The 13,852-nt window shown below is 46.0% G+C and carries 10 protein-coding genes; 3 read left to right on the forward strand and 7 right to left on the reverse strand.

The features are described from left to right. Nucleotides 1–282: 282 nt before the first annotated feature. The 3 genes from K5Q73_RS06485 to K5Q73_RS06495 are packed head-to-tail and all read right to left on the reverse strand — an operon-like array spanning nt 283 to nt 3,337. Nucleotides 283–1,428, reverse strand: a complete 1,146-nt coding sequence (locus tag K5Q73_RS06485; protein WP_220765605.1) for an ABC transporter permease — start codon at nt 1,426–1,428, stop codon at nt 283–285. After that, entirely contained in the window at nt 1,425–2,390 is a 966-nt protein-coding gene (locus tag K5Q73_RS06490; protein WP_220765606.1) for an ABC transporter ATP-binding protein, read from the reverse strand. Before K5Q73_RS06490 ends, K5Q73_RS06485 begins: the two co-directional genes overlap by 4 nt. Continuing rightward, a complete protein-coding gene (locus K5Q73_RS06495) occupies nt 2,387–3,337 on the reverse strand; it encodes an HlyD family secretion protein (RefSeq protein ID WP_220765607.1) in 951 nt (316 codons plus the stop codon). Before K5Q73_RS06495 ends, K5Q73_RS06490 begins: the two co-directional genes overlap by 4 nt. A 244-nt stretch (nt 3,338–3,581) precedes the next feature. On the opposite strand from K5Q73_RS06495, the gene K5Q73_RS06500 reads away from it, so the two are divergent. Next, nucleotides 3,582–4,904: a hypothetical protein gene (locus tag K5Q73_RS06500; protein WP_220765608.1), complete on the forward strand. Its 1,323-nt coding sequence runs from the start codon at nt 3,582–3,584 to the stop codon at nt 4,902–4,904. 61 nt (nt 4,905–4,965) lie between these two features. Here K5Q73_RS06500 and K5Q73_RS06505 read toward each other — a convergent pair whose 3' ends face one another. Next, entirely contained in the window at nt 4,966–6,819 is a 1,854-nt protein-coding gene (locus K5Q73_RS06505; RefSeq protein ID WP_220765609.1) for a phytase, read from the reverse strand. A gap of 11 nt (nt 6,820–6,830) precedes the next feature. Then, the gene (locus tag K5Q73_RS06510; protein ID WP_220765610.1) at nt 6,831–9,569 is read right to left on the reverse strand and encodes a TonB-dependent receptor; all 2,739 of its coding nucleotides are present in this window, start codon (nt 9,567–9,569) and stop codon (nt 6,831–6,833) included. 420 nt (nt 9,570–9,989) lie between these two features. Here K5Q73_RS06510 and K5Q73_RS06515 point away from each other — a divergent pair, with 420 nt between their 5' ends. Together K5Q73_RS06515 and K5Q73_RS06520 are read left to right on the forward strand one after the other, a co-directional pair. Next, on the forward strand, nt 9,990–10,877 hold the full coding sequence (locus K5Q73_RS06515) for a diguanylate cyclase domain-containing protein (RefSeq protein ID WP_220765611.1): 888 nt from the start codon (nt 9,990–9,992) through the stop codon (nt 10,875–10,877). Continuing rightward, the gene (locus K5Q73_RS06520) at nt 10,878–11,906 is read left to right on the forward strand and encodes an AraC family transcriptional regulator (protein WP_220765612.1); all 1,029 of its coding nucleotides are present in this window, start codon (nt 10,878–10,880) and stop codon (nt 11,904–11,906) included. It begins immediately after the preceding gene. 52 nt (nt 11,907–11,958) lie between these two features. On the opposite strand, the gene K5Q73_RS06525 is transcribed toward K5Q73_RS06520, so the two are convergent. Beyond that, on the reverse strand, nt 11,959–12,555 hold the full coding sequence (locus tag K5Q73_RS06525; RefSeq protein WP_220765613.1) for a hypothetical protein: 597 nt from the start codon (nt 12,553–12,555) through the stop codon (nt 11,959–11,961). A gap of 1 nt (nt 12,556) precedes the next feature. Beyond that, on the reverse strand, nt 12,557–13,852 hold the full coding sequence (locus K5Q73_RS06530) for a TolC family outer membrane protein (RefSeq protein WP_220765614.1): 1,296 nt from the start codon (nt 13,850–13,852) through the stop codon (nt 12,557–12,559).

Raw genomic sequence — 13,852 nt, forward strand, 5'->3', positions numbered from 1 at the left:
ACGATTCAAATATTCGGCCGCGGCTCATTAGCAAAGCAGATCCACTATCAATGACGCGGCTTAATTTTTTATAAGTACGATTGCATTACGCCTCAATTTAAAAACGAATATTAACGCCTTTAAAATACAATATGATATACGGTTAAGATCTTAAATTTCCGATTTTCAAATAACATCAAACACAACCTAAAAATAACCCGCCATTCACAAAAATGCATAAAACATCCGCTATTAAGCACAAAAGTTAAATATTAACTCACTCCTTTGTAAATAAAGTTTGTGTTAACCAAGGTTCTTTTTAAATCGCATTGATGCTACCACAAGCCCGATCACCGTAAATATCGCCAGCCAAGTAACGTCATAGGTCATATCAATAATATCAACATCACGCAGCACTACACCGCGGATCAAGCGCATAAAATGAGTCGCGGGTAACGCCTCAGCAATATACTGCGCCTCTATCGGCATGCCCTCGTAGGGAAACATAAAGCCCGATAACAAAATCGATGGTAGCAGCACAAAAATGGTCATCTGCATCGATTGCAGCTGACTTTTAGCTATGGTCGAGATCACTAAGCCCAAAGTAAGACTCGCCATAATAAACAATAAGGTCGCCCCGGCTAACTGCAACAAACTGCCATTAATCGGCACGTTAAAAACGCTATAGCCCAATCCAAGAATAATAATCACCTGCACGATACCGATAAACATATAGGGGATAATTTTACCCAGCATCAATTCTATGGGGCGAATTGGAGTAGTGATCAGCATCTCTAAGTTACCGCGCTCACGCTCACGCACTATGGCTGCCGATGTAAACATAATCATGGTCATCGTGAGGATCACGCCCACCAGCCCGGGCACAATATTCACCGCGGTGCGCTGCTCCGGGTTGTAAAATAACGCGACTTCGAAAGTAGGTGTCATGCGGTTTGCAGGTAAGCCTAGTAGCTCAGTTAGCGGCATGGCGCGTAAGCCCTTGATTGCCGCGGCCACCATGGTATCGGAGCCATCCACAATCCACTGCGCCACAGGGCGGCTAGTTTCCTCATCACTGGACGGCGGCGTGCCTAATCCCACAGTTTTATGACGAACGAGACGCTGACTAACATCGTGCGGGATTACCAATACCGCACGCACCTCACCGCGGGCAATTGCGGCCTGAGCTGTTTCAACATCAAAAAAATGCTCGGTAAATTCTACAACTTGAGTCGCCGTTACGGTTTGGATCAACACCCGGCTTAAAGCCGTTTGGCTTTGGTCAACCACGCCAACGGGGATATCTCGAATATTGGTATTAATAGCAAAGCCAAATAGCATCAACTGGATAAGCGGGATCATAATCACCATGCCAAAGGTCATTCGGTCACGTTTAAGCTGAGTCAGCTCCTTCACGACTATCGCCTGTAATCGATAAAGCATCTTCATTGGCGTCCCTTCCCCGTGCAAGTAACAAACACATCTTCTAGGCTAGGTCGCACTAAGGTGAGCGCATCACTTGTCAGTAACGGATTTTGGCTCAGAAAGCCTATGGGATCATGACAACTGCTTTTGACTAAAACTCGTAAGCGGGAGCCAAGCTGAGCGGCGCTAATGACCTCGGGAAGCGCCAGCAATTCTTGCTTGAGACGCCTTAGACTTGTAGATTCGATCTCTACGACCTGCGCGCCCATGTTTTGCATCAGCTCATCGGGCGAACCATCGGCACGCTTCACCCCAGCTTCCAGTATTGCCAGCTTATGGCAACGCTCTGCTTCATCCATATAGTGGGTCGAAACTAAAATAGTGGTGCCCTGCTCGCACAGATCGAATAACTTCTCCCAAAAGTCACGACGGTTTTCAGGATCGACTGCCGAAGTCGGCTCATCTAAAAACAGTAACTCAGGTTTATGCATGGTGGCCGCCGCCAAGCCTAGACGCTGTTTCTGGCCGCCACTCATACTACCGGCAAGCTGGTTGGCCTTTTGCTCTAAGCCATAGGTATCCAACAACTCTTTGATCCGTGCGGCTTGCTCTGCAGCAGATAGGCCGTAAATTTTGGCAATAAATTTAAGGTTCTCTTTTACGGTTAAATCATCATACAAAGAGAATTTTTGGGTCATGTAGCCAATTTTAAGGCGCAGCTTTTCAGCATCGCGGGGCAGTTTAAGCCCTAGGATCTCAATCTCACCGGAGGTTGGTAATAGTAGACCGGTAAGCATGCGAATAGCAGTCGTTTTACCGCAGCCATTAGGGCCAAGAAAGCCGTAAATTTGGCCTTTTTCAACCTCAAAGTCGAGATCCTCGATTGCCTTTAAGCTACCAAAATGACGGCATAACCCTTTAGTTTTGATGACCGGATTATTACTCTGGATGACCGACGGGGTGTTTTTGATGACCTGCTGACTCATGGCATCTCTACCTGTGCAGGCACACCACTGGGCAATGATGCTGAGCTGTCGGGCAGTTGTACCTCGGCTAGATACATCAGCCGTGAGCGCTCTTCTTGATTAAGCGCATAATAAGGTGTGAAGGCTGGCTCATTGGAAATCCAGCGCACTTTGCCCTTAATGGGACTATCGATACCATCGACATGAACCAGTAGCTCATCGCCAATACTTACCTTTACACGATATGGCTCTGGCACATAGACCCTGGCAAAGGGGGCCTTGCCTGCTAACACCACAGCTAACGGGCTACCTTGGGTAACGCGCTCGCCGAGGTTCCAGGGTAAGTTATCGAGAATGCCATCTCGTGTGGCCCGAATGGTTAAGTCATCGAGCTTGTTCTGCTCTCCCAGCAACACAGCTTCCGTAGCATCGAGATTAGCCAGCGCAAAACGTATATCCTCTTCACGCGATCCAGCCACCAGCTCTCGTAATTGCTCTTGCGCACTTTCCAGACTGGCAATACCGGAATCACGATTAGCCAAGGCTCGGTCGAGATTGGCTTTACTGGCGAGGTTGTCTTTAGCCATGCTAGCAATACGCCTATAATTGGCTTCACTTTCTTGTAAAGTGGCTTTTGCGCCTGAAACTTTAGCTCTAGCTGCGGCAATCTCTTCTTCACGGGCACCTTTTACTAATTTCTCATAGTTAGCCGTTGCCTGAGCGACATCGGCTAATGCCTTAGCCACATGAGCTCTTTGCTGCGTATCATCGAGTTGCACCAGCACAGTGCCCTTAGTCACCACACTCCCTTGCGCCACAGGCAAAGAAACCACAACTTCATTGGTGGTTGCAGTCAATGCAATGCGCTGACGCTCAAGGCTGCCTAAAGCCATAGATTTTGAGCCGCTATCGCATGCCATTAAAGTAAAAAAGCAAAATATCAGTATCAGAATGCGCACAGTTACCATCCTTAAAAACTTGAGCAAAACCGTAGTTTATTTAATCACAATACCGATTGGTTAACACTAAGCCATTGATCCTTTTCTTTGTAGATATTCACTTTATTTTGAAATTTTTTGAAATTTTTTGAATCGACTTTTTTACTGCATTAATTTTCATATTTTTATAGTAGTTGTATAAATGGAGCGACGATTTCCATGGCTAGTAAAGAATGAGAGTCGTCTAATTACTTGGACAGTAAAAGGAATTCACATGTTTATTAAGGCCTGCCCAACTTTTAAAGTTAGTATTTTATCGTCTCTTATAATCATTAGCTCTTTAACCGCCTGCAGTGATGATGACGATCCAATCGAGATAGAACCTGAGACACCAGCAATAACTCCCCCAACAACATCGACTCCAACACCGAAATCGGGCGTCTTTCTTGATAGTCCTGTAGAAGGGATTGGCTATAAAACAGAAACCCTCTCTGGCGTGACGGATGCCGAGGGGAAATATAGCTATGCAGAGGGAGAAACGGTTACCTTCTTTATCGGCGACCTTGAATTTCCTGCGACTGAAGCTCAGGGAATCGTGACACCACTAAATATCGCCAATACTGAGGATGTCACCAACAGCGCAGTCATCAATATGGCAAGGCTACTGCAAACCTTAGATCAGGACGGCGACCCTAATAACGGCATTACGATTACTCAAACTGCGATAGATACTGCCGAGCCCGTCGATTTCAATTTGCCCCCAGCTGAATTTGCAGCAAACGATGCCGTTAAGGCCACCATTGAAAATGGCGGTCAAAATACAGCAACTTCAGAGCTAATCACCGAAGAAGCCGCGCTGGCTCATCTCGCAGAACAACTCACAGAAAACCAAATCCAGCTTGGTATTGTCGGTAGCTGGTCAATTACTAATAGTGAAACGGACTTATTAAGTATTACCTTCTTTAATAATGGTACCTATGTGTTATTCGAAGTAGAGGACGCTGGCTCATTAGTCGATGCCGGAATGGAATGGGGAACCTACGAGCGCGATTATGAGACAAATCGAGTTTATGCTGGCCAAGATTTTGATGAAAATGGTGATATCGGTCTTAATGATTTTGGCAAAGAAACTGGCGACCCACAGCTATTTGCCGCCATTATTGATGGTCAGCTAAACCTTGAAGTTGATGAAGATGCCGATGGCACTGTCGATGAAACTCTCATCTTTGAAGCTATCCCGACCTCTGCAGAGCTAGGTCCTTGGTTAATCAGAGATATTGATGGTGAGCCAGATGAAAATGATCTGCTTATGTTGGTATTTTATGCCGACGGTACTTACGTCCACGCCGAAGTCGACTATAGCGATCAAGATGAAGATTCTGGAATGGAGTGGGGGAGTTACAGTGTTAACTCTGACACCAATAAGCTGACTATCGAGATCACTTTTGATGCTAACGGCGATACAGGCTTAACTGATTTTACACAGGATCCCAGCCTTGGGTTGTTCTTAAGCGTCACAGACGATGTACTCACTTTGAGTGTTGATGAAGATGCTGACAATGAAGTGGATGAAATAATGAGTTTTACAAGGCCTTAGCAGGAGCGCTACCTGAGCTCTCAAAAGCAAGGCAGAGTTATTCTGCCTTGCTTTTTTTACATTACTGCAAGTTTAAAGTCTGGCTAATTTCGCTCCAAGGTACCCATTTAAAATTTTGGTTTTGATCTGGCAATCGATTACGCCCATCTTGTACAACCATCATCCCCTGAGCCCATTTACCACTGCCAACGGCCCTTGACGTCACGTCTAAGCCATCGGTTTCAGCGCTACCATCGAACCCTGCCGCAGCATTAACGCCAATGCGCAAACGACCGACATACTCATAAGGAGCCTGGCTTTGGTACAGCAAATAGCTGTCGTTACCTTGGCTAGAAACAACTAAGTAATCATCATCGTCGGTTTGATATAAGGCAACGCCCTCAATATCTGCCACCAATGTCCCGCCTTCTTGAATAATCATTTCACCGTTAATTTGCGGATGGCTGATAGAGGTATCGGTAGTGAGATCAAATAGCCAAATACCGCGATTTTCTTCACCAAGAAATAACCGCTGCTGCTTGTCGTCGGCCACACAACCTTCTGGCTGACTCGGCACTGTGAGGCGGCGAACTTCGGTTGCCGTTAATTGATTGCCTTGCCAGCGAAGTGCCATTTGACTGACTTCTCCAGCCTTATTATTAACAAAGGCATACAGCTCATCAGCTTGTGGTTGATATAAACATAGGCCGTATATATCGGTTAACGGCGTAGCCTGCTCCGCTAGTTGAGTGAGCACGCCCTCGGCATTTAACTCAAACAAACTCAAGCTATTACGGTCTCGATTGCTTGCCACTGCAATATCTCTAAGCTTGCCACCTAAATTAACGCCTTGGCGAATATCGACATTATTTACTCGGCCCACACCCAAGGCTTGCACTTGCTCGCCCTGCATATTAAAGCTCAATAACCCCCAGCGCTTATTAGTACCAAGCACCCGGCTTTTTTCTGGTGCTGTAGGATGGATCCAAATAGCCGGATCATCCATGGTATCGCCCGCTCTATCAGAGATGGCACTTTCAACTGCTGTTGGTATTTCTTTAATAATGTCTTTACTTGGCGCCCCCACTTGATGTGAGCCTTGTAACTGCGCTTGATCAAACAGGCCTAGGTAAAAGTGGCCGTCCTCATCTGAATATGCCTTTGCTTGATCATCTGCGATATACAGACTCTCTAAGGCTAAGTTTTGAGTAAAGGGCGAGTTTACAACTTGGCCTTGGCTATTATAGATCAGGCCTGACTCATCAAGCATCACAGGTTGGTCTGCAACCATTGCCAATCCTGTGAGTGAGTTGTCGGGCAAGCTGACAACTAATGCAGATTCATCAGGGCTATGAGGCGCTGCGGCATAGCGCCATAAGCCTTGGCCGTTGTCGATAACATAGAGCTGCTCATTAGTGTCAACGCGGCATTTTAGCGCCCCCATTACTACTGACATAGTACGAACCAACTGCGGTTGCCACTGCTCATTACTGGTTATTAACCATTGCTCTGCACGGCCAGCTTCGTCTCCTATCCAAGCATAGAGATTGCCATCTGCAACACGCGGCTGTAAGCAAAGCCATTCAACTTGAAAGCTGCGCTTTGGTAACAGCGGCAATCGCTGCATATTATTGATATCAAGCTTAATACCTTGTACTTGGTCGACCTGAGTATCGTAAGTTAAGGCGATATTATTATGCACAGCTAAATATTCAAATTGCCCTGGTACCGCAGTTTTAAGCGCTGTTTTATCGGCAAGTAATAGCCCTTGTTGCTCGCTGGCGTATAACCAGTGGCCTTGCCATTTTGCCACTTCACTGCCACCAGCAGGGCTAGGCTTTATAACTTCAGCAGTTTGGGCTTGGGCAGTAATTAGCGCCGAACTTAACAGGGTTAATCCTAGTGCCGATTGAGTTAGAACATGTTTAAAAGTCATTAGCGGGGTCCTTAAAAGTTAATGTACTGGATACCCAGCTGGAAAGTGCGACCGTATTCTTCATACTGCGCGTTGTAACGGTTTTGCCCGGTATAGGCATAGAAAGGCTCATCGCTGAGGTTTATTGCTTTGAAATACACAGTAAAGTCTTCAGTGATAAAGCCTTTAGCAACAAAGTCATACTGGGTGTGTGCATCTTGATAGATATCAAACGCGGCATCATCAAGCTCGGCAACTTCTAGCAAATATTCAGACTTATAAGAGGCTGAGAATCGAAAGCTGACATAGGGGTTTTCATATCCAAATGAAGCATTAGCTGAGACTTCTGATTGACTTGGCAGCGGAATGTCGCGAGTTTTAGTGCCATCGTCTTGCCAGTCAATTTCGGCCGTTGAATCACTTAACGTTAAATTGGTGGTGAAAATCAGTCCACGCCAGCCCTCGGGCATAAAGCCAAACTCTTGCACATAAGCCAGCTCCATCCCAAGGATGTTGGCATCGTCACCATTGACGAAAGTTTCTGCTTTATCAAAGTCTTGGTATTTACCGTAACCACCTAAGTCGGCTTCATAGATAAAGTTGCTAATGTCTTTGTAGAAACCACTTACAGAGACCACACCTAAGCCCCCCATGTAGTGCTCAAGACTCAGGTCCCAGTTCATTGACTCCAGTGCTTCAAGATCAGGGTTACCGAATGCCGCCTCAAGCTCGTTATCGTTTTGCTCGATTAGATAGCCCGGTGCTAGTTGGCCAAATGTCGGTCTAACAATGGTGTTGTTCCACGAGGCTCTTACAACCGTTTTATCACCCCATTTATAGTTAAGGTGCAAACCCGGCAACCAGTGTTGGTAGTCTCTGTCGTAAGTCGTGGCAAAGAAATCATCTTGGCTTTCATCAAAGCCGGTACCTTTGGAATACATGCCGGTGTGCTCAAAACGCACACCAGCCAAAATGCGGAGGTTATCGATATCGATGTGACCCATTACATAGGCCGCGGCAATATCTTCATCGATATCAAAGTCGTTAATTTGTGACTCAATATTATCAATGGCAGCATCGCTATCTAAGCCATGAACTAGGTCCCATACAGCATCAGCATTAATTGATGGCCCAAAGCGACCTAGATTGTAATCAGGCTCACTACCTGCAAACGCCACCATACTCAGTTGCTGCTCAGTAAAGCCTAGCTCATCAAAATCTTTGTATATCCATACATCTTCGCGGTTAGTTTTTTCACGGCCACTGTATTTAGCGCCAAACTTAACCTCTAATGGGCGTTCGGCAAGTAACAAGGTTTTGCTCGCATCAAATTTAGCAGCCACCATGCTATCGACCGTACTTGAATCGGCTATTTCAATCTTGGCCAGTTGGTATTCGTCAGCACTATAAAAGGCCTCACTGGCATTAATCATTGGCACTTGAGAATCTTGATAGCCCACCTCATCAAAGCCCGCTTCAAAGTCAGCTTTACCGATATACATTGGCTTATCCGCTTGAGCACGACTCCAGCTAGCTTGGTAGTTCAGGGTCCACTGTTCTAAACGAGACTCACCACCAAACACTAGCGACACTATCGACTGGTCCTCTTCTCGAGACTTTAATGAACGAGTCGCCTCTGCTGGGCCCAGTACATCAGGTAACGTGGCTTCGTCCCATTTAATCTCATTAGAGTTACGGGTTTCTGTGTCAACAAAGCTGCTATAGAGGGTGCGTAAATAGAGGTCATTATTATCGTTGGGACGAAAATCGAAGTTTGCGCCAATCCCGACGCGCTCGCGGTTAATGTCGTAATCTCTTTGCTCAACTTCTTCTAAACGTGCCGGCTCATCAAAACTCCACTTGCCGCCCGTTTCCACATTGTCTGAGCCAAAACCCCTGTCGTACCAACTTGCCGCAATAGCCACACCGAATTTGTCTTGGTAAATATCGCTAAAGCTAGCTGCTAGCTTAGGGTTGGTACTTTCGGTCATAGCATCATAACTGCCCTCAGCACTGACATTAACGTACCTTTCATCACGGTCAAATGCCGATAAGCTTTTCACTTCAATCGCGCCACCAAGCGAGTCGGCATCCATATCTGGGGTTAAGGTCTTAGTCACCTCCACCGATTGAAGTAAATCTGCTGGCACAACATCTAAGGCAACCGCGCGGCGGTCACTATCTGGTGATGGTAAACGCGTGCCGTTCATCGACACTGAGTTATAGTCTGGCGCCATACCACGCACACGCACAAAGCGGCCTTCACCTTGGTCACGCTCAATCGACACCCCAGGAACTCGCTGCAAGGCTTCACTGATATTCGTGTCAGGGAAGTTCCCCAACGCATCGGCGCTTAACACGCTGACCAAGTTGTCAGCAGCGCGCTGTCGGTTTAATGACTTACTTAATGCGCCACGCTGACCTATGACCTGAATATGTTCAACACCATCTCCACTTAGCTCTATATCCGTTTGTGTGAGGCTAATTTCTCCCACCTGGATCTGCTCTCGATATGTTTCGCCACCTAGATATTGTGCAATTAGGGTATAACTGCCTTCTGGTACTTCTTGAAAGAAAAAGCGGCCATCTCGGTTCGACTCTTGTTTCAGATTCAGTTCTTCAATGCTGATCATCGCTCCCTCTAACGGGATCTGCGTGGTGATATCTTTAATTGAGCCTTCGACTCGGCCAGCCCACGAAGTGTTAGGTATACATAAGCTAGAGGCGAACAGTGCAAGATAAAGCGGTGAAAGCGAGCCAGGCTGCTTCATGGTTGTAGTTCCTATTCTGCTAAAGGTGATTTGCAGGCAAAACTAGAATAGATAGATGACATTTACATGACGCAAAAAGTTAACCACACATAAAATCAATGACTTAAGAGTCTTTATTTCTATTGGTGAGCTAAATTACCTGCCAAGGCTTACTCATTTCCCCTCAATAAAACACTCGTGGAACCTCCCATTGAAACCAAGTTAAACACTTGTTTTTGCTAGACAAAGCTAGCTACCACTGTCGTTGACCTTTAATCGTTCCGCATATCCTCAAATTTTATTCCAACCAAAGTTGTACATCGGCTGAGCTAATTTGCCTGCACAGGTATCATCAATTCGTCATCAAAACCACGTAGCGTGTTCATCCTATTGCAACAATACAGATTTTTAACCGCAATAGGCGGTACCAAGGAGAGCACTATGGGTAGGGTTAATATCTATCGCGCGGCATTAGCGCTAACAATCACCTTTAGCCTATTGTTGAGCGTTTGTTTGATGCAAGCACAGCTAAAACCCCAAGCCAGTATTGATATTTTTGATATCGCTACTGAGGGTTCACTATTAATACTTGGCTTGAGTTGGCTCATTATGGTGCTGCAAGCTCGCCCTGATGGTCATGTCACTCGGCTACTTATTATTGGCCTCATTGGCTATAGCCTAGGCTGCTATATGGATTTGTTAGATGAGTTTTTTATCAATAACAGCTTACCGGGTTGGTTTAGCTGGGTTGAAAAGCTCCCCACTCCAATAGGGTTACTCACCTTAACTCTTGGGCTATGGCTTTGGCGTGAAGAGCAAAAAACAGTTAATGAACAACTACGTACTCGAGAGCAGTTTTTTCGCCAGCACCAATTAGTTGATCGAGTGACAAAAATATATGATTCCCGAGCTATCAGGCATCAGTTAAGCCTGCATATAAAGCGCAACAATAACCTAGGTTTGCTCATGTTAGATATCGACAATTTTGCCGATATCAACCAACAACAAGGCTTTAAAGAGGGCGATATATTGCTGACGAATATCGCTCAGCTGCTTGCGACTCAGCTACGCTCGCAAGATCTGGTTTGCCGTTACGCTGGCGATAGTTTTATTGTGTTACTGCCCCAGGCCTCAGAGGCATTTAGCTATTCAATGGCCACAGAACTCCAGCAAGCAATCAAAGCGTTAAACTGCCAGGCCAGTTGCGCCGTTATTCAGTACCAAAGCAATCAATCTAGCCCAAAAATGGATGCAAACCAGCTCATCGAGCTCCTCAACACTGAAATGGAAAAAGTGAAGCTAGCTAGAACTATGGTTAAGGTTAGCTAAGTGCAACAGGTCGCTTACGCTCAAGATAAATGTATCGACAGCTCATTACTCGTCGCGAGTCTGATAACGCTTTTTGAATACAGACATTTAAGCATCCATCAGCTACTAACCGGCACAGGTATTTTCGAGCAAGATATTCGCACGCTAAACCACAAAATCAACCCAATACAACTGAGTCAGTTAATCGATAATGCGCTAGATTTATGGCCCGGTGACGATCTTGCGTTTTTACTCGGGCAGCAATGGTTACCCAGCCAAAGTGGTAACCTTACCAATGGTTTGTTATGCAGCAGTAACCTAAATCAATTGCTAAGTTTTTGGCAGCAATATCATTGGCAGACACAACCTTGGTTACAAGGCTTCCGCTGGCAAACAACAAAACAACAGCACCTTATTTTACAATTAGATATTGGTGCCTCTCGTCAGCAGCAATTCTTTATAGAGCTCAGCCTCTCTAGTTTGGTTTCCACCTACAAACGCTTATCTGGTCAGCCTTGGCAAGGGCATTTCAGCCTGCCTTTTTCACAACCAAAACATATTGATCAGTACCATAAATATTTGGGAGAAAAACTCAGCTTTGCTCAACCGATATGTGTCGTGAGCTATGACTTATCGGTCGATAACCAACCTTTCAACATGGCCGATCAACAAGGCTTTAAATTAGCAGAGTTAAAAGCTGAGCAGCAGCAAAAGCAAGCGCAGTACAGCTGCGGCTTACCGGGAATGATTAGCCATTTACTGACTAGAGAGCAGTCTAAAAGCTACACTTTGCCTGACATCGCCGCCAAGCTTGCGTTAAGCCCTGCCACCCTAAAACGCCGCTTAAAGCCTTTCAACATTAGCTTTCAACAGCTTCAAGATCAGGCTAATTTACATAATGCTATTTATCTATTGGCGATTAGCGGCGAGAGTAATCTAGAGGTGGCACAACAACTTAAGTTTGCCGATAGCAATAACTTTAGGCGTTCTTTTAAGCGTTGGACTGGACAACTTCCAAGTCAATTTAGATATTGGCTAAGCCAAACATAACCCGACAAAATTAAGCGGCGATTTACCTTCATAAATCGCCGACAAACACAGGCTAATTAACTTTGGCTCGCTCAGAGGTATAGATATTCCACATCATCTCTGTGCCTGACTCTTCCCAGGTGGCTATGGCTACGAGGCGATGTTCACGACCTGAAACCGATTCTGGAATATGATTTTGTTTAAAATAGACTTCCTCTTTAATCGCACTAGCAGGAAAGCCCTGCTCTACAGCAAGCTGGGTGATGTAATCCACTCGGCGCTTAGCTAAAGCGTGGTTATAGTCTTCACTTCCTTCGACGCTGGTATCCCCCACGAGGTACAACGACGGAGACTGTTTCTGCGCTAACCTAGCAATAATATCTCGCCACTTATCAGCTTGTTCCACTGCGAGAGTATCTTTATCGAAGCCAAACATGATCACTCGGAAATCTTCTTTCACGGTCACATTGCTACTTGGGCAGCCATCATTATTGATGACCGACCCCTTTACTGTGCCAGCACATTTATCGCGAGCATTAATCACACCATCAATATCGGTGTCGAGCAGGTCTCGGGTCTGTGGCTCCACTGCAAATGGCTGTGCAGTTTCGGCGCAGCCTTGCAGTAACAGTAAGCTAATGACTATTAACTGAGTCATAAAGATGCGCATATTACTTCTCCTCCGTCCAAGCTTCTGGGGTGTCGACACGGAATGACTCCATTAAATAGCCGGTTGCGTTAATGAGACGGTAAGCGGCAATATTGTAGTTATAGTGCGAGGTTATATAGTGCTTACGCGCTAAGAACACCTCAACCTTGGCATCGAGCACATCAAGCAATGAGCGGCGACCCAGTTCAAATTGTTTAACATACCCTTGTTCAGCTTTAACCGCTTGATCGACATTTTCGCGGTAAAAGCCCCGTTGCTGACCAATAAAGTCATAGGCATTCCATGCCAAACGGGTGCCTTCTTCAACCTGTTTCTGGGTATTCTTACGGATAGCGAGTGATTGCTGATAACGCCATGAGGCGGCCTCGGTGCGGTCAGTCGTCGCGCCGCCACTGAAGAGGTCATAGCTAAGCATTAACATGGCTCTGGCATCTTCATCTGGGCCTTCGATGCCGCCAATATTGTCATTTTTATTGGCTTGTAGCTCTAGGGATAAAGTCGGCCAAAAGTCACTTTTTTCGCGCTCATATTGGGCGTTAGCCGCCTGAGTATCGAGAATGGCTGCATCGATTTCAGGGTGATTTTCTTGGGCAAGACGAATAGCATCGGGCAGGCTAGTCGGTACAAACTCAAAATCCGGCTGCGGATCATGGAGATCTTTCGGCAATTGCCCTACCAAATCATAATAACGCGCCTGTTTATCCATCTGGTTGTTACGCGCCGATAAATAACCTGACTGGCTTGTTGCCAAACGAGCACGTACTTGTGCGACATCAGAGTCACTACTCAAGCCTTTGTTTCTTCGCGACTCAATATTTTTAAGCACTTCTTGATGCTCGGTAATATTGCGCTCCGCCAATTCAACAATTTTATTGGCCATCGACAATTCAAGATAGACTCGGCTGACTTCTAAACTCAGGTTTTCAGCATCTGAAAGCAGACCTAAACGCTCGGCTTCTTTCTCGAAATCTAGCCTATCGATCTCTGAGGTTGTGCGAAACCCATCGAAGATAAGCTGCGACACACGCACGCCGATTTCAGTACGGTCCAGCTCGGTATCGATACGCTGACCACTGTTATAACGGACGTTTTCATAGCCTACACCACCGTATAATTTCACCTGTGGCAGATAATCTGCCACTGCCGCGCGTTTATATCTCACCGCGGCCTCGAAACTGGCATATTTTTGTAAAATAGTAGGGTGGTGATTAATAGCTTCGGCCACAGACTCTTCAAGCGTGAGAGCCTGCGCTGGAGCTGATAATGCTAATATAGGAATAAGTATCAGTCGTCGCAT

It is taken from the genome of Shewanella sp. MBTL60-112-B2, assembly GCF_019655055.1.
GTDB lineage: Bacteria > Pseudomonadota > Gammaproteobacteria > Enterobacterales > Shewanellaceae > Shewanella.

Excerpts from the sequence above, each read along its gene's own strand:
- K5Q73_RS06500 (WP_220765608.1), top strand. The coding sequence starts at position 3,582 with ATGTTTATTAAGGCCTGCCCAACTTTTAAAGTTAGTATTTTATCGTCT.
- K5Q73_RS06485 (WP_220765605.1), bottom strand. The coding sequence starts at position 1,428 with ATGAAGATGCTTTATCGATTACAGGCGATAGTCGTGAAGGAGCTGACT.
- K5Q73_RS06530 (WP_220765614.1), bottom strand. The coding sequence starts at position 13,852 with ATGCGACGACTGATACTTATTCCTATATTAGCATTATCAGCTCCAGCG.
- K5Q73_RS06495 (WP_220765607.1), bottom strand. The coding sequence starts at position 3,337 with ATGGTAACTGTGCGCATTCTGATACTGATATTTTGCTTTTTTACTTTA.
- K5Q73_RS06490 (WP_220765606.1), bottom strand. The coding sequence starts at position 2,390 with ATGAGTCAGCAGGTCATCAAAAACACCCCGTCGGTCATCCAGAGTAAT.
- K5Q73_RS06525 (WP_220765613.1), bottom strand. The coding sequence starts at position 12,555 with ATGCGCATCTTTATGACTCAGTTAATAGTCATTAGCTTACTGTTACTG.
- K5Q73_RS06505 (WP_220765609.1), bottom strand. The coding sequence starts at position 6,819 with ATGACTTTTAAACATGTTCTAACTCAATCGGCACTAGGATTAACCCTG.
- K5Q73_RS06510 (WP_220765610.1), bottom strand. The coding sequence starts at position 9,569 with ATGAAGCAGCCTGGCTCGCTTTCACCGCTTTATCTTGCACTGTTCGCC.
- K5Q73_RS06515 (WP_220765611.1), top strand. The coding sequence starts at position 9,990 with ATGGGTAGGGTTAATATCTATCGCGCGGCATTAGCGCTAACAATCACC.